Origin of the sequence: Pantoea sp. Lu_F5_004, from assembly GCF_051136245.1 — a bacterium.
In the GTDB taxonomy this organism is placed as follows: Bacteria; Pseudomonadota; Gammaproteobacteria; order Enterobacterales; family Enterobacteriaceae; genus Pantoea; species Pantoea agglomerans.
Window position 1 is genome coordinate 1020802 of the sequence record NZ_CP194946.1, and the last position, 21073, is coordinate 1041874.

Here is a 21073-nt window from a genome sequence, read left to right on the forward strand (position 1 = left end):
TGTGGGGATGAACCTTGATGAGCTGCGCTTTTGACCTTTGTTTTATCATAAACAATGGATTAGAGGGGAGAGCAGGACGGTTTTATCCGCCAGAGGAACGCTTTGTCATGTATCAGCCCTGTGGGCGGGGATTTGGTGTCAGAGAAATGTGACTGAATAGCAGGCTGGCAGGAGGCTGAAGGCCGAAATCCTGCCAACAGAATTTCGGCCCGCCTGCGGGATTACTTCAGGCCTTTAAGCACTTTAACTGTGCTTTCAATGTCGATCTCATCTTCAGAGAAGATCAGTGTCGTACCCTGGAAGGTGGTGACCGCCAGCTTTTTCAGCGAGCGCATCTCATTGGCGTTCGGGTCAGTTTTCGGCCGGATATTATTCAGCAGTAGTCCCACTGACAACACCGCGTTCTCTTTATCGACACCGGCATCGACCGGGACTTCTTCGTTGTAGACCAGATAAGACTTAATCGAGGTGATCTTGAGCCGCTCGCCTGCGATATAGATGTATTTGCTTGTTGGCGCGACCTTCACCGCATAGGCGGATAAGCCCTTATTGTTGGTGGTGGGTTCAAACGTCACCGCCGCATCTTTCTTGATCAGATCAGGATTGGCGACCTTAATCACATGAAAATAGCGGTTATCACCGTTTTCATCTTTGATAAAGCCAAAACCTTTATCTTCAAACCAGGTTGTGATCGTTCCGTTCATCGCCATTTTTGCCTGCTTAATCTACTCAGTTTTTTACAGCGCGCAGTGTAAAACACAATGCCTGCGCAGACTATATAAGTCTGGATGATAATTTTCAGGTGCGCCAGAGGATGTGGGGCGGAAGAGGACTTTGTGGCTGGTTAAGGCGAGAGCGATGGAGTGTGTAGCGGCAGATAAAGACGAAGTGATGGGTTGGTAGAGCAGGTAACGGACATCAGCCACGTGAGACACGTGGCTGTCAGCATTGTGCGTTGTTACGGGAATACCGGCGGGCGAATGCGGTACTGAGTCAGGCAGATTAACCGGCGAACTGCGCAAAGCTCGTCTGCCGGTGAGCGTCTGTTACTCGTTGCCCCAGCGGTTCAGAAACTCGGCAATTTCATCAATTCGCTGCTCATCGATACCCGCTTCACGCGCCATATCCTGCTGCGACTCTTCACTGATCTCTTCGTTGTTCATCAGACGGGTGATCAGCAGCTGGAAGTAGTGCGCCAGCGGGGTACGTTCAGCCTCGCTCACCGGCTTAGCGGACTCCGTCGCGTACTCATCTGCGACATCATAGTATTTGAGAGAGATTTCGTTATTCATAGGGTGTCCGCAGAGTTGAGTTTGGGGTTAAGCGTTGGCAGGGCGTTGTGGCCCGGCGTAGAGGGGTATTATTTCGTGTTTGGGTTGGGGCTGTAAAGGGGAACAGGGCACACGAGTCTGACTACAGAACCAGCGGTGGTAGCTGTTTGAAGGTGCTGACTAAGCCTTCTCCCCAGCCTTTACGGATAGTCGTGAAGTAGGGATGGTCTTCGGTAATGCGGTATTGCCGGGCATCGCTGAAGCTATCACAAGGGTAGATCATGACGTCGAGCGGCAGGCCAACTGACAGATTACTGCGCAGGGTCGAATCCAGTGAAATCAGCGCGCATTGCATCGCTTGCTCCAGAGACATGCCGTAGTGCAGCACCCGGTCAATAATCGGTTTGCCGTACTTGCTTTCACCAATCTGAAAATAGGGCGTATCGCGAGTTGCTTCGATGAAATTACCCTGTGGGTAAATATGGAACAGACCAATATCATCCCCGTTGATTTGACCGCCGAGCAGCAGGTTGCAACTGAAGTCTGTCGTACTGCCATTCTGTTGTGCCTCACTGTCACGCTGGATCACCTCACGAACCGTCTCTCCTACCAGTGAAGCGGCCTCGTAAAGGCTGGAGGCATTCAGCAGATTGGGACAATCGGCATTCCTGCTGCGGTGTCGCAGCAGACTGATAATGCTTTGAGTGGTCGCCAGATTCCCGGCAGTCTGAAGCACCAGCGTACGATCGCCGTCCTGATGAAATACATGCAGTTTACGGAAGGTGGAAATGTGATCCACCCCTGCATTGGTACGTGAATCGGATGCAAAGACCAGCCCGGATGACAGGCGCATGGCCACACAATAGGTCATACCACACTCCCCTCAAAAAAATGTGCACGCCATCAGCGTGCATGAAGTTTTCACTATCAGCAAGTCGCTACAGGTCAATCTACATCATTTGTACGGCGGCAATCGCGCACATATCTTCGTATCCACCGCCAATGCGTAAACCGCGCACCGGACAGGCATCCAGGTAATCAATACCCACAGCAAGCTTAAGATGTTGATCAGGTATACGGGTATTGTTGGTAATGTCAAAGCAGTGCCAGCGGTCTTCCACCCAGACTTCGGCCCAGGCATGGGTCGCGACATGTGCAGAATCTTTGCTGTGCAGGTAACCGCTGACGTAGCGTGCCGGTATATTCAGGCTACGGCAGCAGCTCAGAAAGACATGAGTATGATCCTGGCACACTCCGCTACCGGCGGCGAAAGCCTCAGCGGCACTGTCGGTCACAAGGGTAGAGCCAGGGGTGTAAGGCATCCTGAGCAGCAGGTCTCCCATCAGATTTTCCAGGGTGGTCAGAATCGCCTGGGGTTGATAATAGCGCAGGGCAAAAGCCTGAATCGCCGTATCGGGCTGGGTCAGCGGACTGTGGCGCAGGAAAACTAGCGGTGACAAATGCCCCTGCGCCTGATCTTCAATGCCGTGTTCAATCTCCACCACGCCATGTGCCTGAATGGTAATGGACTCATGCGGTTCATCGAGTGTCAGCACATGCATGATGTTGCCGAAGGCATCAGTGGTGCAAACCGCCTTATCCGGTAAGGTCAGTTCCCAGGATAGTATGCGTTGATGAGGCGATTCCTGAGGCGTCAGCCGCAGGTACTGGATACTCCGTTGCACCGCCTGGTCGTAGCGATAATGCGTGTTGTGCTCAATGCTAAGTTTCATTGCGCCTCCAGATAAGTGTGATGAATACTTTCGGCGATCTCGTTTAACTGGGCGAGAAAGGCTTCCAGCCAGTTGTTCAGCCCGATTCTGCTGAGGTCTTTCATGGAACTAAAGCGCAGCTCGGCGTGCAGGATGTGCGCCAGGCGGCGTGGCTGGTTTGCACGGCCACCTATCAGCTCCAGTTGCTGAACCATATCGTTGATACACGCCAGCAACGAACGCGGCAGCTCGTTGCGCAGGATCATCAGTTCGGCGATGGTCTCCCGGCTCAGCGGCTGCTTATAAATACTATGGTAGGCTTCGCGCGCGCTTACCGCCTGCAGCAGTGTGTCCATGCGGTAATATTCGCGCACCGGATCGTCATCAATATCCATCAGCCTGTTTTTCACCTCCAGCAGACGGGCGGTGCCATCAGCCCGTTCCAGCAGCGTCCCGAGACGAATAAAGTGCATCGCGTCGCTGCGGAGCAGGGTACCGAACATGGCACCACGGAACAGATGAGATCGCTCTTTCACCCAGTCAAAGAAGGCATCGGCACCGTCTGAGCCTATGCCCTGACGGCGTATCGATTTCATCGCGATCCAGGTGGCATTGATACATTCCCAGACTTCGGATGACAGACTGCCACGTACCGCATGCGCGTTGTTCCAGCCCATCTGCAGACAACTAAAAATGCTGCTGTAATTCCGGCTATCCAGGGCGAAAAAACTGACCAGATTGGGCATCGTCAGTGTCGGGTTGGTCTCAGCATACAGCTCGCTGGTGCTGGTCAGGTTGAGCGGTACCAGCAGATCATGATTACCCCCGTTGCGGATTGGCATCATCGACAGCTTGTTGGTGACGTCCAGTACCCTGGCGATATTTTCTGCCCGCTCCAGATAGCGGGCCATCCAATAGAGTTCACTGGCTGTCCGGCTCAGCATATATCATCCTCCAGTACCCAGGTGTCCTTGGTTCCGCCGCCCTGTGACGAATTGACGACCAACGAACCTTCCGTCAACGCGACGCGGGTAAGGCCGCCGGGCACCAGTCGAATCTCCGCACCACTCAGCGCAAAGGGTCGGAGGTCGATATGACGTGGTGCCAGTCCGTCGTTGACAAAAGTGGGACAGGTGGACAACGCCAGCGTGTTTTGCGCGATATAATTCTGCGGACGAGCCAGCAACAGGTCACGGAAGTGGGCGAGTTCAGCTTTGTTCGCGGCGGGTCCAATCAACATGCCGTAACCGCCAGCACCGTGAACCTCTTTCACGACCATTTTTTCGAGGTTGGCCAGCACATACGACAGCTCATTTTTATGTCTGCACTGCCAGGTTGGCACGTTGTTGAGGATCGGTTCTTCCTGCAGATAAAAGCGCACCATATCCGGTACGTAGGGGTAGATAGATTTGTCATCAGCCACGCCAGTGCCGATGGCATTGGCCAGGACGACATTGCCAGCCCGGTAAACCGACAGCAGTCCCGGTACGCCGAGCATGGAGTCCGGGCGGAATGCCAGCGGATCGAGGAAGGCGTCATCAACCCGACGATAGATCACATGTATTCTGCATGGCCCGGCAGTCGTGCGCATGAACAGCATGCCATCCTTAACGAACAGATCGGCGCTTTCAACCAGTTCAACGCCCATCTGCTGGGCCAGGAAGCTGTGTTCGAAGTAAGCGCTGTTAAAGCGGCCTGGGGTCAATACCACCACGGTGGGATCGTTAATCGGTGAGCTTTCGCGAAGCGTTTGTAAAAGATGCGATGGATAGCGTTCTACGGGAGCAATGCGTTGCTGCGCAAAGAGTTCCGGATAGAGCCGCATCATCATTTTACGGTTCTCCAGCATATAGGAGACGCCGGAGGGGGTACGCAGATTATCTTCCAGGACGTAATATTCGCCATCACTGTTGCGCACCATATCTACGCCAACAATATGCGCATAGATATCACGGTGGAGATCAACGCCTTGCATACAGGGTTGATACTGTTCGTTAGCCAGAACCTGTTCTGCCGGAATGATTCCCGCCTTCAGAATATGTTGTTCATGGTAGATATCGTAGAGGAAGGCATTGAGTGCCTGCACACGCTGGCGAATGCCGGCATCGAGCATGGCCCATTCGGCGGCCGGTATAATACGTGGCACGCTGTCGAACGGGATCAACCGCTCAGCACCATTATCGTCATCGTAGACATTGAAGGTAATACCTACCCGGTGAAACAGGAGGGCGGCTTCTTCCCGCTTGCGCTGTATAGCCAGGTGGTCAGCCTGTTGCAGCCATTGCCAGTAGGCGGCGTAGTGGTCACGGTGCTCACCTTCAGCCAGAAGCATCTCATCAAAAAAGGGTGAAGCGGAGAGATTGATATTCAGCATCGTCACCTCGCAGACGTTAAAGGCTGTCAATCTACCCAAGCATAAAGTGTGCCAGCATCTGAAGAAGCGAAACGGTGCAAAGACGTAGTGTTGCAACGTCCAAAGCCCTTTTTTGGTGCAGGCCCAGCGCGGGAGTGTCTTAATATGGCGCTAAATGTGCCGTGGTGGACAAAAAACCACCTTCGCCATAACGATTCCGATCTGAGCTGAATCCCCGCGGAATCGATCAAACGTATCGAAGTGGTGCGCGGGATAATGTCGTCCTTATACGACTCCGATGCGCTGGGCGGATACTCCATCTGGAATACAGGCGGGTCGTATAAGGTGAGTAAAACGGTAAAGATCCGCGCAGGGGTTTTGAATCTGACCGATAAAAATCTCAACCGTGGCGACTATAGCTATAACGAACATGGCAGCAGATATTTCGCTGCGGTTGATTATAGTTTCTGGCGTAATGTTCTGGCCGGGACGGTTGAGGTCCCGGCTGTTTTCTGTGTCCGCAATCTGACTGACGGGATATTTTCACTGGCACTGCACGAAGTGGGGAAGCTGTTTTACGAGCTTTGTTCACTACCCGATAATCAGTGTGAAAGATTATTTTGCGCGTGCAAGAATCGCGTACGCCAGGGCTTGAGCACCCATAACGCCAGACCGGCGGTGATAAAGTCGAAGGTAATAGCGCAGCCAAAGACCAGGTGCCAGTTATGGGTGTGCTGATACATCAGTGCCGCCAGCGGACCGCCAAAGATTGCGCCGATACCCTGTGAAATATACAACCAACCATAGTTCGCTGAAGCATTTTCACTGCCAAAGGTGTCGGTCAGTGTGGATGGGAACAGCGAGAAGATTTCACCCCAGCCAAAGAACACTACGCCTGAAAGCAGTACGAATAGCAACGGATCTTCGCGGCAGGCAAGCCACAGCGTCATCGCAACACCTTCCAGCGCGAAGGCAACAAACATAGTATTTTCGCGGCCGTAGCGGTCAGAAATAAAACCAAACAGTGGGCGTGTTAAACCGTTAGTGAAACGGTCGATAGTCAGCGCCAGGGGCAGCGCGGCCATACCGAAAATTACCGCCTTGCTGATGCCGAAGTCTTCGGCAAAAATCGCCATCTGCGAGGTCACCATCAGTCCCGATGTCGACATCATGGTCATCATGATGAACATCAGCCAGAACAGTGGCTGGCGCAGCATTTCCCCGGACCTGAACTGGCGCTGGTCCGGCACAGGCGACGGTATTTTGCTGACCGACATCGTCATGCTGGTTTCAGGCAGTCTCAGGCTTTGACTGGCGAGAAGACCCACGGCGGCAAAGAGCAGGCCAAATATGGTCATTGTCTGTTCCAGCCCGTAGCTGTTAAGAGAAATGGAAATCGGGAAGGTGGTAAAAATTGCCCCCATGCCGTAGCCCGCGGCCACAGTTCCGGCGGCAAAACCGCGCTGCTGTGGAAACCACTTCATTACCAGTCCCACCACGCCGATATAAACAATACCCGTACCCAGTCCGCCAAGGCAGCCATAGACCAGATACAGTGAAGTCAGGCTATTGACCCGGGCGGCGATTACCCAGCTAAAACCTGCCATTAGTGTACCGATAGAGATCAGCAGACGTGGACCAAAACGCTCTACCAGTCGACCCTGGAAGGGTGAGAAAAATGTCTGCAGAATAATCAGCAGCGAGAACGTTACCTGTAGTTCCGCCAGCCCGACGCCGAGTTTAGCAATCATAGGTTTGGTTAACAGCGTCCAGACGTACTGCGGACTGGAAATTGACGCCATGCAAAGTAATCCAAGCAGAAGCTGTACCCACTTGCTGTGTTTCGCTATTACCACCGGTTCGCTCATCGAGGCCATTGTCTGTCTCCAAAATTACGCTTTGCTCTGCTTAACCACTTTTTTGTCGCATTACCTGCTAATGCTCCATCCCCGAAACCTTCATCCTGACACGCAGATGTATACGTGAAGCCACAAGCAGGAAGCAGGATGTGTGCCAGTTTAAAAAAGGCATTAAATTCAACTGGTAATGGAATGGTGGGGGGAGTAAATGTTATGGGCTGCAAAAAACAGTGCGCTGAGATGGTGCGTGGGAAGAGGGGTGATGGCCCGAAAAGCAATCCGGTACATTTTGATTTCCGGGATGATGCACTAATGACGTTTGTCGAAAAGTTGACCAGGTGCCTGAAATTCTCGGATTGGGGGTACAAAAAAGCCCGTAAGGCTTTCACCTTACGGGCTCTCAGGACTTCGATGATGGTTCTGCCATGATTGTCATATAAGTTTTTAAGCCTGATGTTCGCTTAACACCGCGTGGATCTGAAAAGAAGGGAAGACGTAAACGCGGTGAATCGGCAACCTTTATCGTCCAGACTGCATCATCAATAAAGTGAAAGTGAACGCTTTCACGGCTTGTACTGAGCTTTTCAAAAAAACCGGAGGAATATTCATTATCTAACTGCAAAGATTCAAGAACGCCATCATTGAGACTAATCAGCGTTACCGTAAGAAATTCTTCATAAATTACATCATCCGTGGTGAAAATAAGGTAGCGGTCATTATCAACCTGAACTGCCGCCTCCAGTACATGGCCGGAAACAATAACACCGGTTGTTTTCCCTGCAACAATCACTTCTGACTTCGCTTGTTTAAATTCAGTCGCCGGACTGTTTTCAATCAAAGCCACTGTATTAACCGGCTGCATACTTATCTCCATATACGTCCCATCTCCCACGCAGCGACTGCGCCTCCCACAAATCCACCGAGGACAACGCAGACTGGCGCACCCGGACCGCACATTAACCCAGCCATCGCTCCGCCAGCAGCTCCTCCCGCAATGCCCGCACCGTTAATAGCCAGCTGTCTCCCCATTTCTGAAACCTTGTTCTCAGCTGTATAGATTTCATAAAAGGAGATGGCAATAGAAAGTACTATTAGTCCTTTTCCTGCGCGGGAAAGCCGCATCATCCTCAGATTAACTTGCGGGTTGGATTTACCAGCTGATTCAACAATGCTGGCATAAACCTGATTTTTTTGCGTTTCAGAAAGGGTATTAAAATTGGCCGTGGGACCGAAAAGTGAAGTTGCTTTTTTTGCTACTAACTCATTCAGCGTTTTGCCAGATGATTTCATCTGCTCTGCCATTGCACGGCCCAGCGGAGTACTTCTCGATCGGACCATATCCATTATCAGGTTTCGAGTTTCGTGGGCCTCACGTGCAGCCTGTTCCCATGTGATGAGGCCGAGATTAGCCCGTGATCTGAGGTCTTCAGCCATTTCTTTAATGCGCTTTGAATATTCAAGACGTAAACGAGGATCTACTGAAAGCCGGGCCGCTGCCGCTGAAACATCCCCCTGAAGCGCATTAACAGCTTCTTCAAATCGCTCGCGTCCGCGACTATCCATTGAGTTCAAAAAAGAAGTGTCCATTTTTACTCCATTTCCCGCATTTGCCTGACTGTACCAAAACAAGCTGGGGATCAAAAATCAAATCATCCTGTTAAAAATGATTTTATAGAAAATCTTTCACACTATTCATCTTTGAGTTTTTGCATTAATAAACAATAGCTTAAATTGTTATTGGTGGGTGTGGTATAACGGATATCCTTCATCCGCGATGAAGCATGAGCGTAAAAAAACCGGCTTTCGCCGGTTCGGGTAGTCAGGCTGCTGCCGGATCGTCGCACTTCGGCAGCCAGTCGGTGCTGCTTTCTTCCGCCAGGTAAAGGTTGGTCTGTATCCCCAGCTTTGTCCGCCGCTTCATGTAGTGCTGTCCGTACTCCCGCATAATGCTTTCCAGCGACAGGCCGAACATCTTCATGCTGAGCGGATTCTTGTATCCGTTGCCTTCCATAAAGGCCAGACAGGCGTGATAAAGGTAACGCCTGGGCTGAAGCGGCCTGATGCTGGCGTTCTCCATATAAAGCGCGTTTGGCTCCGGCATCGTGATCAGGAAGCTGCAGAAGTCCACCATCGGATCCGCATCGCGCTTGATGCGCATCGCCTCGTCAGAGTTCTGCTGCGACTGAAGCAACGCCCTTGCATCCTGTGGCTGGCTGAACTGCTGTATCAGCTGGCGCACGATAACGGCCAGCTCACCGCTGATTTTTTCCTTCAGCTGCGGGTCGCGCTCGTCTGCCGGGATGATTTCCGGGAAGTGCAGGATCACCCGGCGGCGTGATACGCCCCCGCTGCGGTCGGTGAAGCGCATCGGGTTGTTGTTTACCGCCGGAATGTGCGTTGAGTAGGCGTCGCAGTACTTCGGATCTACGGACAAAGTATCGCCGCCGTTAATGGCTTTGATGCGCACCGTCACTGCTACAAAATTACCGAATTGGTTTGGATGACTTCGGCTAATCACAAACACAAAAAAGCCCGCAGGGCTTGCGCCATGCGGGCTTTCAGGACTTCAGCGGACAATTCTGGTATCGCCGCGAAAGAATTTTGGTGGAGCTGGCGGGAGTTGAACCCGCGTCCGAAATTACTACACCGTCGGCACTACATGCTTAGTCAGTTTTTACATTCGCCGGTTAGCTGCGAACAGACACGCCACTAACAGACTAGCCTGATTGGATTTAACGCTTCAACCCCAGGCAAGGCATCCACGCGATCTCTTTTGGGTTTGACTTCTCTTGATCCCCGTCTTAAGAGCGGAAGCTAGGGAGAGAAGGCTCTAAGCAGGTTATTAAGCTGCTAGTGCGTAGTTTTCGTCGTTTGCGACTATTTTTTTGCGGCTTTTTACGAGGCAAACCGCCCCTCGGCATGCTCCTAAGGCTTCACAATCCCGTCGAGTCCAGAATCAGCCCCAGAACTTCAAATACTAACAACAAAACAACTCAAAATCCAGTGCTTAACGCTTTGAATTCTTCATGATACGTGCTTTGTCTAATTGCCATTCGCGGTCTTTGATATCATCGCGCTTGTCGTGCTCTTTCTTACCGCGTGCAACACCAATCTTCAGTTTGCACCAGGCGTTCTTCCAGTACAGCGACAGCGCCACGATGGTGTAGCCTTCGCGGTTGACGCGGCCATACAGGGAGTCGAGTTCACGTTGCTTCAGCAGCAGCTTACGGCTGCGCGTCGGGTCACAGACCACGTGACTGGAGGCAACGGCTAAGGGTTGAAAGGTTGAACCGAACAGAAAGGCTTCGCCATCGCGCAGCAGAATATAGCTGTCGCTGATGTTGGCTTTACCAGCACGAAGTGACTTAACTTCCCATCCTTGTAACGACAATCCCGCTTCGTACTCCTCTTCAATGAAGTACTCGTGACGGGCGCGTTTGTTCATGGCAACAGTGGCAGAACCGGGTTTGTGTGCTTTTTTCTTTGTCATAGTGCGGCGTATTTTACATCACTTAGTCGGTTATCGCATCCCCAGTCCAGCGGGGCGGCAGGAAACGGGATATTCTAGCACACCCTCACTCGGGGACATTTTTGTTTAATCGCTGAAAATGCTATTATTCAGCGGTTTCGTGATGAACAGGAACCATTATGGCTCAGATTAGTCGTTCGGCGCTGGTCCCGTTTAGTGCCGGGCAGATGTACAAACTTGTAAATGATGTGGATGCCTATCCGCAATTCCTGCCGGGTTGCACCGGAAGCCGCGTGTTGGATGCGTCAGATAATCAGATGACTGCGTCCGTGGATGTGTCGAAAGCGGGCATCAGCAAGACATTTACCACCCGCAATACCCTGACAGATAACCAGAGCATCCATATGCAACTGGTTGATGGACCGTTCCGCAAGCTGACCGGCGGCTGGAAGTTCGTCTCGCTGGGCGATGACGCCTGCAAGGTTGAATTAAGCCTGGAGTTTGAATTCACCAACATGCTGGTAGAGATGGCCTTTGGACGTATCTTCAAAGAGCTTGCCAACAGCATGGTGCAGGCTTTCACTCAGCGTGCCAAAGAGGTCTACAGTGCCTGAGATCTCCGTTGAGGTGGTCTACGCCTTACCTGAAAAACAGTATCAGCTTTACGTGAAAGTGGAGCAGGGCAGCACGGTAGAGCAGGCCATCCACAAGTCAGGGCTACTGGAACTGCGTCGGGAGATTGACCTCAGCAGTAACAAAGTCGGCATCTACAGTCGGCCAGTGAAGCTGGGTGATGAGGTTAATGAAGGCGATCGTATTGAGATCTATCGTCCGCTGATTGCCGATCCCAAAGAGCTGCGCCGTCAGCGCGCAGAGCGGGCGGCAGAAAGCAAAAAATAAGCCGCTATCCTGTCAGGCTCAGTGGATAGCGGGCATAAAAAAGGCGCTCAGTGCGCCTTTTTGCTGTCTGCCGTTTAAACGGTCTCACGTTCAATCAGTCGCTGTTGCTGACCAGGTTCTGCTTATTGTCGATGTTAGTCAGAACACCGTTACCATCAAAGTTCAGCGTCAGCGTCTGCTGCTTCACGCGCTCATGACCTGGCTCCTGACGGAAAACGTAATACCATACGTTGCTGCCAAATGGGTCTTTCATCATCGGCGTACCGAGCGTGTAAGCCACCTGTTGCTGTGTCATACCGGTATGGATCTTGGCTACGTCGTTGGCTACCAGATAGTTACCCTGGTTGATATCAGGACGATAGACCACGCGCTCTAAGGTGGAACATCCGGCGGTCATCATCAACATTACTACTGCCGCGGCAGTCAGCGTTTTACAGCGCATCTATACATTCCTTTTCCGGGGCCAAACGCCTTTTACAGGCGGTTTTCTTGCCATCAAAATCTGAACTCTGCCTGCGGCAGGCTTTATTACTTTGGCGACATAAGTGCCGATGATAATAAACCTTTTCGCTATTGGAAACCTCTACAGAGCAAGCTTATGACCCCAGCCGGTTAAAAAAGTGCGCTGTTATGCGGCTAAAAGTTCTTTTGCGTTGGCCAGGGTGTTGCGTGTGACCTCGCTGCCACCCAGCAGCCGCGCCAGTTCCTGCAGACGTGCACGCTTGTCCAGCGGCTGCATATGGGTCTCGGTCATCGCACCATCAGTCTCTTTGCTGACATAAAAATGCTGATGACCACAACCGGCAACCTGCGGCAGGTGGGTTACGCACATCACCTGAGTCGATTCGCCCAGCTGACGCAACAGTTTACCGACCACAGCGGCGGTCGGGCCGCTGATCCCGACATCCACTTCATCGAAAATCATCGCTGGCGTTTCCATTTTCTTCGCGGTGATGACCTGAATCGCCAGGGCGATACGTGACAGTTCACCGCCCGAAGCAACTTTGCCCAGTGGCTGTAGTGGCTGACCTGGGTTAGTCGTCACCTGGAAATCAACGCGGCTCGCACCGTCTGCGGTCAGCTGATCCGGGTTAAAGGTCAGCGCGATTTTAAACTGACCATGCGGCATCGAGAGCAGATGCATACTCTGGGTAATCAGCAGCTGCAACTCATCTGCATAGTGGCTGCGCTGCTGGTGCAGCTGCTCTGCGCTTTGCAGCGCGGCCTGATAGTGTTCACCCACCAGTAATTGCAGGCTCTCCTGATCGCTCTCATGCTGAGACAGCAGTTCCGCTTCTGCCAGCAGTTGCTGATGCAGTTCAGGTAGCCCTTCAGGGGTGACATGATGTTTACGGGCTAAGGCGATCTGGCGCGAAATACGCTGTTCCAGTTCATACAGGCGGTTAGGATCCAGATCGAGGCTGTCGCAGTAGTGGCGCAGCTCATCGCTGGCTTCGCTCAGCTGAATCGCCGCCTCTTCCAGCAGGTTATGTACACCGTTCAGCTTCTCATCCAGCGAGGTCAGTTCTGAAATCATCTCACGCGCGCTATAGAGCAGGCTGTTGAGATTATTATCATCGCTGTCAGCTAACAGTTGCAGTGCCTGCTGGCTGGTCGACAGCAGCTGTCCGCTGTTGGCCAGACGCTTATACTCTTCGTCGATCTGCTCATATTCACCCTGCTGCGGAGCGAAGTCGTTCAGCTCTTTCAGCTGATACTGCAACAGCTCGCGGCGGGATTCGCGCTCCTGCGCCTGCTGCTGATGCAGTGCCAGGGTGCGGCAGCTCTGATGCCAGGTCTGATAGCTGGCGCGCATTTGCTGCAGCAGATCGTCGTGACCGGCATAGGCATCCAGCAGATGTTTCTGGTGGTCTGGTTTGAGCAGAAGCTGATGGGCATGCTGGCCGTGGATCTGAATCAGTAACTGGCCAAGATCGCGCAGCTGAGAGAGCGGCACCGCCGTGCCATTGATAAAGCCGCGGGAACGTCCGTCAGCGCTGATAACCCGGCGCAGCAGACATTCATTGCCATCGTCCAGATGATTATCAATCAGCCAGCGCTGAGCAGAAGGGGAGGACTTAAGCTGGAAGCGGGCGCAGAGGTCGGCCCGGCTGGCGCCCTGACGCACCATGTCGGCATCAGCACGACCACCCAGACATAACCCCAGCGCATCAATCGCGATAGACTTACCGGCACCGGTCTCACCAGTGATTGCTGTCATGCCGCGTTGAAAATCAATGTCGAGCTCACGAACGATAGCGAAATTACTGATGGTCAGTTGGGCCAGCATAGGTTCACCTGTATGAATAAACACATATGGTTTTTCATACAGTATAAACTGGTTTTTTATCCAGTAAAGAGGGGAGGCCGCATTTCAGAACAATTTTTTTGACCAGCCCAGTTTTGAACTCAGCGTATTGAAATAGCTGTAGTTTTTGGGGTGAATCAGGTTCAGGTGATTGGCGCTGCGTCGTATCAGTACATCTTCGCCTTCCTGAATCGGCAGTGCAATCTGGCTGTCACAGCTGATTTCCAGGTCGCTGCGGCGCGATGAAAAGCGCAAACGGATGGTACTGCTGCTGTTGATCACCAATGGCCGCGCTGACAGCGTATGCGGGAACATCGGCACCAGCACAATCGCTTCTAGTGACGGCGTCAGAATCGGGCCGCCCGCAGAGAGTGAATAGGCGGTCGAGCCGGTGGGGGTTGAGATAATCAGCCCATCCGATCGCTGGGAGAAGGCGAACACTTCATCGATATAGACTTCAAATTCGATCATGTGCGCGACTTTGCCGGGATGCAGCACCACTTCGTTGATAGCGGAGCCAATGCGCGGCGAGCAGTCAGATTTGCACACCTGCGCTTCCAGCAGAAAGCGGCTCTCGACGAAATAGTTGCCCTGCAGCACCTCATCCAGCTGCTGCTGCGCATTGTCCGGGTCAAGGTCGGTAAGAAAGCCGAGATTACCGCGGTTAATCCCAATCACTTTAATGTCGTAGCGCGCCAGCACTCGCGCTGCGCCCAGCATATTGCCATCACCGCCCACCACGACCGCTAAATCAGCCTGCTGACCAATCTCCGCCAGCGTGCCCGTCTGTACGTCGTGAAGCGACAGCTCCTGCGCAATTTGCTTCTCAACGATCACTTGATAACCTTTGGCTGTCAGCCAGCGCCAGAGCATCTCATGCGTGGTTAACGCGGTGGGATGGCGCGGATGACCCACAATACCAATGCAGTTAAAGTGTTTGTTCATCTGGTCGGTGTTCCTTATAAGCCAAAACGGTAAGGCAATGTGATAGGTTCCCTTGAATCCGTCATACCAATCCCCATAATAAGCCAACCAGCGAAATGAATGTGCAAAACGCGGAGAAATTCATGAGTAGTAAAGAACAGAACACCCCAAACGAGCAAGTCTCAGACGAAATTCAGCAGGATCAGCAGCAACCTCAGGAAGCGGAGACAGCGGCAGAGGTGGATCCGCGTGATGAGCGTATTGCTCAGCTCGAAGCTGAATTAGCGCAGTCACAGACCGGTGTGCGCGATGCCCAGCTGCGTGCGCAGGCAGAGATTGAGAACATTCGTCGTCGTGCCGAGATGGACGTTGAGAAGGCGCACAAATTTGCGCTTGAGAAGTTTGCCAACGAACTGCTGCCGGTGATCGACAGCCTCGAACGTGCGCTGGAAGTGGCGAACAAAGAGGACCCACAGCTGGCTTCGATGATTGAAGGGATTGAACTGACCCTGAAAGGCCTGCTGGGCGCCGTGCGTAAATTCGGTGTTGAAGTGGTCGGCGAAACCGGCGTGCCGTTTAACCCGGAAGTGCATCAGGCGATGTCGATGATGGAGTCTGAAGAGTTTGAGCCTAACCATGTCATGCTGGTCATGCAGCGTGGCTATACGCTGAATGGTCGCCTGCTGCGCCCGGCGATGGTTGCGGTTTCCAAAGCTAAAAGCTGATTCAACGCCTGAATCCCGTTACACGGCCGCGCACTGACGCGGCCGTGTGCTTTCTGGCGTCAGTCAGGTAAAACCGGCGTCCAGTCCACCGGCTTTTTACCGGCAGCGCTCAGCAGCTCATTGGTTGTTGAAAAGTGTTTGCAGCCGAAAAAGCCACGGTGCGCGGAGAGCGGCGAGGGATGCGGTGCCTGCAACACGTGATGGCGCTGGCGATCGATAATGCTGCCTTTCTTCTGGGCATGTGAACCCCACAGCAGAAAAATCACCCCTTCACAGTGCTGGTTAATCGCCGCAATCACATTATCCGTAAAGGTCTCCCAGCCAAATCGCGCATGAGAATGCGCTTTGCCCGCCTCAACCGTCAACACGGTGTTCAGCAACATCACGCCCTGTTTTGCCCAGCTCTCAAGAAAGCCATGATTAGGCTTCTGAAAGCCTGGAATATCCTGCACCAGCTCTTTGTAGATATTCTGCAGAGATGGCGGCACCTGGACGCCGGGCAGTACCGAGAAGGCCAGGCCGTGTGCCTGATGAGGCCCGTGATAGGGATCCTGACCGAGTATCACGACGTTGACGTCGCCCAGCTCCGTCAGGCGAAAGGCGTTGAACACATCTTTCTGCGGCGGATAAACCGTGACACCTGCGGCGCGTTGATCGGCGACCTGCTTCAGCGTCTCGATAAAATAGGGTTTCTCTTTCTCTTCAGCCAGCACGTCGTGCCAGGTCAGCTTTTCAGCCATGTTTAACTCCCTTAACGTTAGTGCCATAAGCTTAGCGGTTCCTGCCGCTGACCTGAAGGCAAAAATAATTTGAATAATACAAATTAAGTTTAGGTGGCAGGGGTATTGAGATCAACGGGTTAGCTTAAAAGCGGCCGGAATGCCTGATTAATATTGATACAGGTCAAAACTGTCCGAAATCAAAGGTGATATACCGGGGCCTCAAATTTGATTTATCCACGTATTACCCGGGAGACGCAATCATGATCACTGGTATCCAGATCACTCAATCAAACAATTCACAACTACTGAACTCCTTCTGGCTGCTGGACGAAGAGAAAGCCGAAGCGCGTTGCCTGTGTGCAAAAGCGGGCTACGAAGAAGATCAGGTTGTCGCCATCAGCGAGCTGGGCGAATTCGCTTACCGTGAAGTGCCGGTTGAAATCAAACCTCAGGTACGTGTTGAAGGTGGACAGCATCTGAACGTCAACGTTCTGCGTCGCGAAACGCTGGAAGATGCAGTTAAACATCCTGAAAACTATCCGCAGCTGACTATCCGTGTTTCAGGCTATGCCGTGCGTTTTAACTCACTGACGCCTGAGCAGCAGCGCGACGTGATTACCCGTACCTTTACTGAAAGTCTTTGAGCAGCCTGAGTTATCGGTTGCTGAAAATTAGCGCAAAGCGCACACAGCAATTTTTATTAATATTATGAATAAGATAAACAATTAACTGCCCGGCACGCTGATGCCAGTGTCATGAAGAAATCGCTCTGGCAGCCAAAAGTTTGTGAAAGGGCTGTTACTGATTATCAGATAAAAAAAATCGCCTCCTGTGAGGCGATTTTTTTATGGCTGCGATGATTTATTCCGCATTCTCGTTAGCTGGCGTACTGCCGCTTGCCTTACGGCGTTTGCCGACATTTTTGGCATCACGATGGCGTTTTTTCACACGCGGTTTTTCTGTTTCACTGGCTTTCTGCTCTGCACGCTTCGCCAGAACCTTTTTCGACGGTTTGCCGGTCGTTTTAGCACTTGGCGCCCGCGTCTCAGGACGCAGCTCATCAATCACGCGCGCTTTGATCGGCTCGTTCACATAGCGGGTGATTTTGCCCAGCAGCACGAAATCGTGCGCTTCAACCAGTGAGATGGCGATGCCTTTACGGCCCGCACGACCGGTACGCCCGATGCGGTGCAGATAGGTATCGGCGGTGCGCGTCATGTCATAGTTGAAGACGTGACTGACATCTTCAACGTCAATACCGCGCGCGGCGATATCCGTCGCAACCAGCACGTTAACGCGGCCTTCACTCAGACGTTTAATCGCTTCGTTACGCTTCGCCTGCACCATTTCGCCTTCAAGATAGCTGCTACGAATCCCCGCTTCGTGCAGCCAGCTCACCAGCTCATGCAGACGTTCACGCTTACGCACGAAGACGATGCTGCGCGTCACATCCGGCTGTTTCAGCAGATGGATCAGTAATTTGGTTTTATGCTGCAGATCGTCAGCGCGGTAATACCACTGCTGGATCTTTTTGCGCTCACGGCGGCTTGGGTCCGCTTCCAGCTCAACCGGATCGTTCAGCAGACGCTCGGCGAAGTCACGGATATTGTCGCCTTCCAGCGTGGCGGAGAACAGCAGGGTTTGCTTGCGCCAGCGCGTTTCAGCCGCGATGGTTTCGATATCCTGGGCAAAGCCCATATCGAGCATGCGGTCCGCTTCATCCAGCACCAGGGTTTCTACTGCGCGGCAGTCAAAGTTCTCTTCTTTGATGTACTGCAGCAGACGGCCGGTGGTGGCTACCACGATGTCCTGGTTTTCGCTGAACACTTCGGCATGGTTCATATAGGCCACGCCGCCAGTGATGGTGGCGATGTCCAGATGGGTATGTTTCGCCAGCTCACGCGCATGATCGGCGACCTGCATCGCCAGTTCGCGGGTCGGGGTCACAATCAGGATGCGTGGCGGGCCAGATTTCTTACGCGGAAAATCAAGGAGGTGCTGCAACGCCGGTAACAGATACGCGGCGGTTTTCCCGGTCCCTGTAGGTGCCGAACCCAGAACGTCACGGCCCTCCAGCGCGGGCGGAATTGCAGCAGCCTGGATCACTGTTGGGCGCGTAAAGCCTTTTTCCTGCAACGCTTGTAGCAGGCTTTCGTCGAGTTCGAGTTCGGAAAATGTGGTTACTGTCATGGTCTACCTCAGTTTGGGGCGCTGATTATAGACAGATCAGACTGAATCTTCATCTGTTAATCCGTTTCGGCTGCGCCTGGGGTTGTCTGCCGCGTGAATTCCCTCTGTTGTCACGTTACACTCATGCGCTGCCGTACGGCAGGAAAAAAACGATGGTAGTGACGAATGATGCAGGATAAGCCGCGTGAACGGCCACAGTTAAACAAGAACGGTTTTACCTTTAAACAATTTTTTGTCGCGCACGATCGCTGTGCGATGAAAGTGGGCACCGATGCCATTCTGCTTGGGGCCTGGGCGCCGGTTGCCGGGGTAAAACGTATTCTGGATATTGGCAGCGGCAGCGGGCTTATCGCGCTGATGTTGGCGCAGCGTACGCCGTCGCCGGTCAACATCGATGCGGTTGAGCTAGAACCGCAAGCCGCGCTTCAGGCGCAGGAGAATGTGCAGCAGTCGCCGTGGCCTGAACGTATTCAGGTACATCAGCGTGATATCGCCGACTGGGCTGAAGAGTGCGATAAACGTTACTCGCTAATCGTCAGCAATCCGCCTTATTTTGCACCTGGCGTGGCCTGTTCTACCGCGGCACGGGACAGCGCCCGTGCCACGGCCTCGCTCGATCATCAGACACTGTTGCGCAGTGCTGCATTACTGATTGAAGAAGAGGGGATGTTCTGCGTGGTGCTGCCCACCGCGACCGGCCAGGAATTCATCGCCCTGGCGCAGGCGGATGGCTGGCACCTGCGTTTCCGGCTGGACGTGGCGGAATATGCCCATCGTCCGCCGCACCGCGTCCTGCTGGGGCTGTCGCCGCAGGCCGGGGAAAACCTGCTGGAGCGCCTTGCTATCCGCACGCCGGACACCCGCTATTCTGATGAGTGGTGTAGCCTGACGCGGGAGTTCTACCTTTTTATGTAGTCCGGCGGCGTCAGGATGGTTGGCCGCGCCTCGGGCAGTAAATCCGGGTAGTCGCGGATATAGTGCAGGCCGCGACTCTCTTTTCGCTCCAGCGCACAGCGCACCATCAGGTCAGCGACCTGCACCAGATTCCGTAGCTCCAGCAGGTTATTGGAGAGGCGGAAATGACGATAATATTCATCGATCTCCTGCTGAAGCAGGTTGATGCGACGCAGCGCCCGCTCCAGCCGCCGGGTCGTGCGGACGATTCCCATGTAATCCCACATGAATAACCGCAGCTCGTGCCAGTTATGCTGGATCACCACGCGCTCATCGGCGTCATCGACCTGGCTTTCATCCCATGCGGGTAGCGCAGTAACGGCTTCGATGGCGGGCAGGGTGCGAATCAGCTCCTCTGCGGCGGACCAGCCATAAACCAGACACTCCAGCAGCGAATTGGATGCCATGCGGTTAGCGCCATGCAGGCCGGTATAACTCACCTCACCGATGGCATAGAGGCCACTGACGTCGGTCTGGCCGTGCTGATCAACGACCACGCCGCCACAGGTGTAGTGCGCGGCAGGTACAATCGGGATGGGTTCTTTGGTGAGGTCAAAGCCAAAGGTCAGCAACTTCTCATAGATCATCGGGAAGTGCGCGCGGACAAACTCCTCAGGCTGGTGGCTGATATCCAGATACATACAGTCAACGCCCAGTCGCTTCATCTCATGATCGATGGCCCGGGCGACGATATCGCGCGGGGCGAGTTCGGCACGCTCATCGAAATCGGGCATGAAACGGCTGCCATCGGGACGCAACAGCCAGGCACCTTCTCCGCGTAACGCTTCGGTTAACAGGAAATTCTGCGCCTGCGGATGAAACAGGCAGGTCGGGTGGAACTGGTTAAATTCCAGATTGGCAACCCGGCAGCCGGCACGCCAGGCCATCGCGATGCCGTCACCGGAGGCGATGTCGGGGTTAGTCGTATATTGATAGACCTTGGCGGCACCACCGGTTGCAACCACCACGGCCCGTGCCCGACAGGTTTCCACCTGTTCGCGATTGCGGTTCCAGATCCACGCGCCTACTACACGGCGTGGGCCTGGCAGGCCGATTTTATCTGAAAGAATCAGATCGACCGCGTTGGTGCGTTCCAGAATCCGGATGTTGGGATGGCTCAACGCCTGGCTTACCAGCGTCGTTTCAACCGCATGGCCGGTGGCGTCAGCGCTGTGCAGGATACGGCGATGACTGTGGCCGCCTTCCCGCGTCAGGTGATAACGCATGTCGCCGGCCGCCTGCGGATCGAGATCAAAGGCGACACCGTTGTCGATCAGCCACTGCACGCAATGCCGGGCATTACTGGCGATAAACGAGACGGCTTCACGGTCGCATAATCCTGCTCCGGCAATCAGCGTATCTTCGATGTGTGACTCGATGCTGTCAGTCTCATCAAATACCGCAGCAATACCGCCCTGGGCGTAAAGGGTTGACCCCTCATTGACCTGCGCTTTACTGAGAACTGTCACCTGGTACTGTTTTGCCAGCCGTAACGCCAGCGACAGGCCAGCAGCACCGCTGCCCACAATGAGTACATCACACTGATAATCCGGGTTCGCATTCATCATAATGTTTAATTTACTAAACAAGAATAGGGCTGAGCATAAGCGCAATGGGGGTTGCTGTGAAGTATTTTAAACATCTGGCGCAGGTTTTTGTCTGATGATTTCCCAAAGTTACTTAATA

At 53.4% G+C, this 21073-nt stretch carries 21 protein-coding genes, 1 other RNA gene and 2 pseudogenes; 6 read left to right on the forward strand and 18 right to left on the reverse strand.

Features of this window, described 5'->3' with window-relative positions; translation table 11 throughout:
• Positions 1-221: 221 nt before the first annotated feature.
• The 6 genes from ACR8BN_RS04850 to ACR8BN_RS04875 form a co-directional block, all read right to left on the reverse strand.
• Positions 222-710: a cold-shock protein gene (locus ACR8BN_RS04850; protein WP_010257735.1), complete on the reverse strand. Its 489-nt coding sequence runs from the start codon at positions 708-710 to the stop codon at positions 222-224.
• Positions 711-1046: 336 nt separating this feature from the next.
• Positions 1047-1292 (reverse strand): YmjA family protein, encoded by a 246-nt coding sequence (locus ACR8BN_RS04855; RefSeq protein ID WP_010672163.1) that lies wholly within the window; start codon positions 1290-1292, stop codon positions 1047-1049.
• A gap of 121 nt (positions 1293-1413) precedes the next feature.
• Positions 1414-2142, reverse strand: a complete 729-nt coding sequence (locus tag ACR8BN_RS04860; RefSeq protein ID WP_434747374.1) for a peptidase — start codon at positions 2140-2142, stop codon at positions 1414-1416.
• A gap of 79 nt (positions 2143-2221) precedes the next feature.
• Complete coding sequence (locus ACR8BN_RS04865; RefSeq protein WP_031594063.1) at positions 2222-3004, reverse strand: transglutaminase family protein; 783 nt, start codon at positions 3002-3004, stop codon at positions 2222-2224.
• Complete coding sequence (locus ACR8BN_RS04870; protein WP_031594064.1) at positions 3001-3927, reverse strand: alpha-E domain-containing protein; 927 nt, start codon at positions 3925-3927, stop codon at positions 3001-3003. The genes ACR8BN_RS04865 and ACR8BN_RS04870 overlap by 4 nt, the downstream gene beginning before the upstream one ends.
• Entirely contained in the window at positions 3921-5357 is a 1437-nt protein-coding gene (locus ACR8BN_RS04875; RefSeq protein ID WP_045139728.1) for a circularly permuted type 2 ATP-grasp protein, read from the reverse strand. Before ACR8BN_RS04875 ends, ACR8BN_RS04870 begins: the two co-directional genes overlap by 7 nt.
• 285 nt (positions 5358-5642) lie before the next feature.
• Here ACR8BN_RS04875 and ACR8BN_RS04880 point away from each other — a divergent pair.
• Positions 5643-5804: pseudogene (locus ACR8BN_RS04880) on the forward strand (hypothetical protein); the annotation flags it as partial.
• Between the two features lie 134 nt (positions 5805-5938).
• Here ACR8BN_RS04880 and oxlT read toward each other — a convergent pair.
• The 6 genes and pseudogenes from oxlT to smpB all read right to left on the reverse strand — a co-directional run bounded on the left by oxlT (position 5939) and on the right by smpB (position 10685).
• Complete coding sequence (oxlT, locus tag ACR8BN_RS04885; protein ID WP_031594138.1) at positions 5939-7213, reverse strand: oxalate/formate MFS antiporter; 1275 nt, start codon at positions 7211-7213, stop codon at positions 5939-5941.
• Between the two features lie 382 nt (positions 7214-7595).
• Entirely contained in the window at positions 7596-8057 is a 462-nt protein-coding gene (locus ACR8BN_RS04890) for a hypothetical protein (protein ID WP_434747375.1), read from the reverse strand.
• A gap of 2 nt (positions 8058-8059) precedes the next feature.
• Positions 8060-8782, reverse strand: coding sequence for a hypothetical protein (locus ACR8BN_RS04895; protein ID WP_039389663.1), 723 nt, complete (start codon positions 8780-8782; stop codon positions 8060-8062).
• Positions 8783-9014: 232 nt separating this feature from the next.
• Positions 9015-9656 (reverse strand): annotated as a pseudogene (locus ACR8BN_RS04900) (primase-like DNA-binding domain-containing protein); the annotation flags it as partial.
• A 141-nt stretch (positions 9657-9797) separates the two neighbouring features.
• Positions 9798-10159, reverse strand: a transfer-messenger RNA (tmRNA) gene (gene ssrA, locus ACR8BN_RS04905).
• A 43-nt stretch (positions 10160-10202) separates the two neighbouring features.
• Positions 10203-10685 carry an SsrA-binding protein SmpB gene (smpB, locus tag ACR8BN_RS04910; RefSeq protein ID WP_010257694.1) on the reverse strand — a complete coding sequence of 161 codons (483 nt, stop codon included), beginning with the start codon at positions 10683-10685 and terminating at the stop codon, positions 10203-10205.
• Between the two features lie 158 nt (positions 10686-10843).
• On the opposite strand from smpB, the gene ACR8BN_RS04915 reads away from it, so the two are divergent.
• Positions 10844-11278 carry a type II toxin-antitoxin system RatA family toxin gene (locus ACR8BN_RS04915; protein WP_010257692.1) on the forward strand — a complete coding sequence of 145 codons (435 nt, stop codon included), beginning with the start codon at positions 10844-10846 and terminating at the stop codon, positions 11276-11278.
• The gene (locus ACR8BN_RS04920) at positions 11271-11564 is read left to right on the forward strand and encodes an RnfH family protein (RefSeq protein ID WP_039389659.1); all 294 of its coding nucleotides are present in this window, start codon (positions 11271-11273) and stop codon (positions 11562-11564) included. Before ACR8BN_RS04915 ends, ACR8BN_RS04920 begins: the two co-directional genes overlap by 8 nt.
• Positions 11565-11658: 94 nt before the next feature.
• On the opposite strand, the gene bamE is transcribed toward ACR8BN_RS04920, so the two are convergent.
• The 3 genes from bamE to nadK all read right to left on the reverse strand — a co-directional run bounded on the left by bamE (position 11659) and on the right by nadK (position 14817).
• Positions 11659-12006, reverse strand: a complete 348-nt coding sequence (gene bamE, locus ACR8BN_RS04925; protein WP_031594148.1) for an outer membrane protein assembly factor BamE — start codon at positions 12004-12006, stop codon at positions 11659-11661.
• Between the two features lie 186 nt (positions 12007-12192).
• On the reverse strand, positions 12193-13854 hold the full coding sequence (recN, locus tag ACR8BN_RS04930; protein WP_061901195.1) for a DNA repair protein RecN: 1662 nt from the start codon (positions 13852-13854) through the stop codon (positions 12193-12195).
• Between the two features lie 84 nt (positions 13855-13938).
• On the reverse strand, positions 13939-14817 hold the full coding sequence (gene nadK, locus ACR8BN_RS04935; RefSeq protein WP_010257685.1) for an NAD(+) kinase: 879 nt from the start codon (positions 14815-14817) through the stop codon (positions 13939-13941).
• Between the two features lie 122 nt (positions 14818-14939).
• Between nadK and grpE the strand changes: the two genes are divergently transcribed.
• The gene (gene grpE, locus ACR8BN_RS04940; protein ID WP_010257683.1) at positions 14940-15521 is read left to right on the forward strand and encodes a nucleotide exchange factor GrpE; all 582 of its coding nucleotides are present in this window, start codon (positions 14940-14942) and stop codon (positions 15519-15521) included.
• A 59-nt stretch (positions 15522-15580) separates the two neighbouring features.
• Here the strand turns inward: grpE and ung are convergent, their stop codons facing one another.
• Positions 15581-16261 (reverse strand): uracil-DNA glycosylase, encoded by a 681-nt coding sequence (gene ung / locus ACR8BN_RS04945; RefSeq protein ID WP_039389654.1) that lies wholly within the window; start codon positions 16259-16261, stop codon positions 15581-15583.
• Between the two features lie 242 nt (positions 16262-16503).
• Here ung and grcA point away from each other — a divergent pair, with 242 nt between their 5' ends.
• The gene (grcA, locus tag ACR8BN_RS04950; RefSeq protein ID WP_010672180.1) at positions 16504-16887 is read left to right on the forward strand and encodes an autonomous glycyl radical cofactor GrcA; all 384 of its coding nucleotides are present in this window, start codon (positions 16504-16506) and stop codon (positions 16885-16887) included.
• A gap of 217 nt (positions 16888-17104) precedes the next feature.
• On the opposite strand, the gene srmB is transcribed toward grcA, so the two are convergent.
• Entirely contained in the window at positions 17105-18433 is a 1329-nt protein-coding gene (gene srmB / locus ACR8BN_RS04955) for an ATP-dependent RNA helicase SrmB (protein WP_010257676.1), read from the reverse strand.
• A 165-nt stretch (positions 18434-18598) separates the two neighbouring features.
• On the opposite strand from srmB, the gene trmN reads away from it, so the two are divergent.
• Positions 18599-19348 (forward strand): tRNA(1)(Val) (adenine(37)-N(6))-methyltransferase TrmN, encoded by a 750-nt coding sequence (gene trmN / locus ACR8BN_RS04960; protein ID WP_083069256.1) that lies wholly within the window; start codon positions 18599-18601, stop codon positions 19346-19348.
• Here the strand turns inward: trmN and nadB are convergent.
• Entirely contained in the window at positions 19333-20952 is a 1620-nt protein-coding gene (nadB, locus tag ACR8BN_RS04965; protein WP_010671303.1) for an L-aspartate oxidase, read from the reverse strand. The genes trmN and nadB overlap by 16 nt on opposite strands.
• Between the last annotated feature and the right edge of the window lie 121 nt (positions 20953-21073).

Excerpts from the sequence above, each read along its gene's own strand:
- ACR8BN_RS04850 (WP_010257735.1), bottom strand. The coding sequence starts at position 710 with ATGGCGATGAACGGAACGATCACAACCTGGTTTGAAGATAAAGGTTTT.
- ACR8BN_RS04855 (WP_010672163.1), bottom strand. The coding sequence starts at position 1,292 with ATGAATAACGAAATCTCTCTCAAATACTATGATGTCGCAGATGAGTAC.
- ACR8BN_RS04860 (WP_434747374.1), bottom strand. The coding sequence starts at position 2,142 with ATGACCTATTGTGTGGCCATGCGCCTGTCATCCGGGCTGGTCTTTGCA.
- ACR8BN_RS04865 (WP_031594063.1), bottom strand. The coding sequence starts at position 3,004 with ATGAAACTTAGCATTGAGCACAACACGCATTATCGCTACGACCAGGCG.
- ACR8BN_RS04870 (WP_031594064.1), bottom strand. The coding sequence starts at position 3,927 with ATGCTGAGCCGGACAGCCAGTGAACTCTATTGGATGGCCCGCTATCTG.
- ACR8BN_RS04875 (WP_045139728.1), bottom strand. The coding sequence starts at position 5,357 with ATGCTGAATATCAATCTCTCCGCTTCACCCTTTTTTGATGAGATGCTT.
- oxlT (WP_031594138.1), bottom strand. The coding sequence starts at position 7,213 with ATGGCCTCGATGAGCGAACCGGTGGTAATAGCGAAACACAGCAAGTGG.
- ACR8BN_RS04890 (WP_434747375.1), bottom strand. The coding sequence starts at position 8,057 with ATGCAGCCGGTTAATACAGTGGCTTTGATTGAAAACAGTCCGGCGACT.
- ACR8BN_RS04895 (WP_039389663.1), bottom strand. The coding sequence starts at position 8,782 with ATGGACACTTCTTTTTTGAACTCAATGGATAGTCGCGGACGCGAGCGA.
- smpB (WP_010257694.1), bottom strand. The coding sequence starts at position 10,685 with ATGACAAAGAAAAAAGCACACAAACCCGGTTCTGCCACTGTTGCCATG.
- ACR8BN_RS04915 (WP_010257692.1), top strand. The coding sequence starts at position 10,844 with ATGGCTCAGATTAGTCGTTCGGCGCTGGTCCCGTTTAGTGCCGGGCAG.
- bamE (WP_031594148.1), bottom strand. The coding sequence starts at position 12,006 with ATGCGCTGTAAAACGCTGACTGCCGCGGCAGTAGTAATGTTGATGATG.
- recN (WP_061901195.1), bottom strand. The coding sequence starts at position 13,854 with ATGCTGGCCCAACTGACCATCAGTAATTTCGCTATCGTTCGTGAGCTC.
- nadK (WP_010257685.1), bottom strand. The coding sequence starts at position 14,817 with ATGAACAAACACTTTAACTGCATTGGTATTGTGGGTCATCCGCGCCAT.
- grpE (WP_010257683.1), top strand. The coding sequence starts at position 14,940 with ATGAGTAGTAAAGAACAGAACACCCCAAACGAGCAAGTCTCAGACGAA.
- ung (WP_039389654.1), bottom strand. The coding sequence starts at position 16,261 with ATGGCTGAAAAGCTGACCTGGCACGACGTGCTGGCTGAAGAGAAAGAG.
- grcA (WP_010672180.1), top strand. The coding sequence starts at position 16,504 with ATGATCACTGGTATCCAGATCACTCAATCAAACAATTCACAACTACTG.
- srmB (WP_010257676.1), bottom strand. The coding sequence starts at position 18,433 with ATGACAGTAACCACATTTTCCGAACTCGAACTCGACGAAAGCCTGCTA.
- trmN (WP_083069256.1), top strand. The coding sequence starts at position 18,599 with ATGATGCAGGATAAGCCGCGTGAACGGCCACAGTTAAACAAGAACGGT.
- nadB (WP_010671303.1), bottom strand. The coding sequence starts at position 20,952 with ATGAATGCGAACCCGGATTATCAGTGTGATGTACTCATTGTGGGCAGC.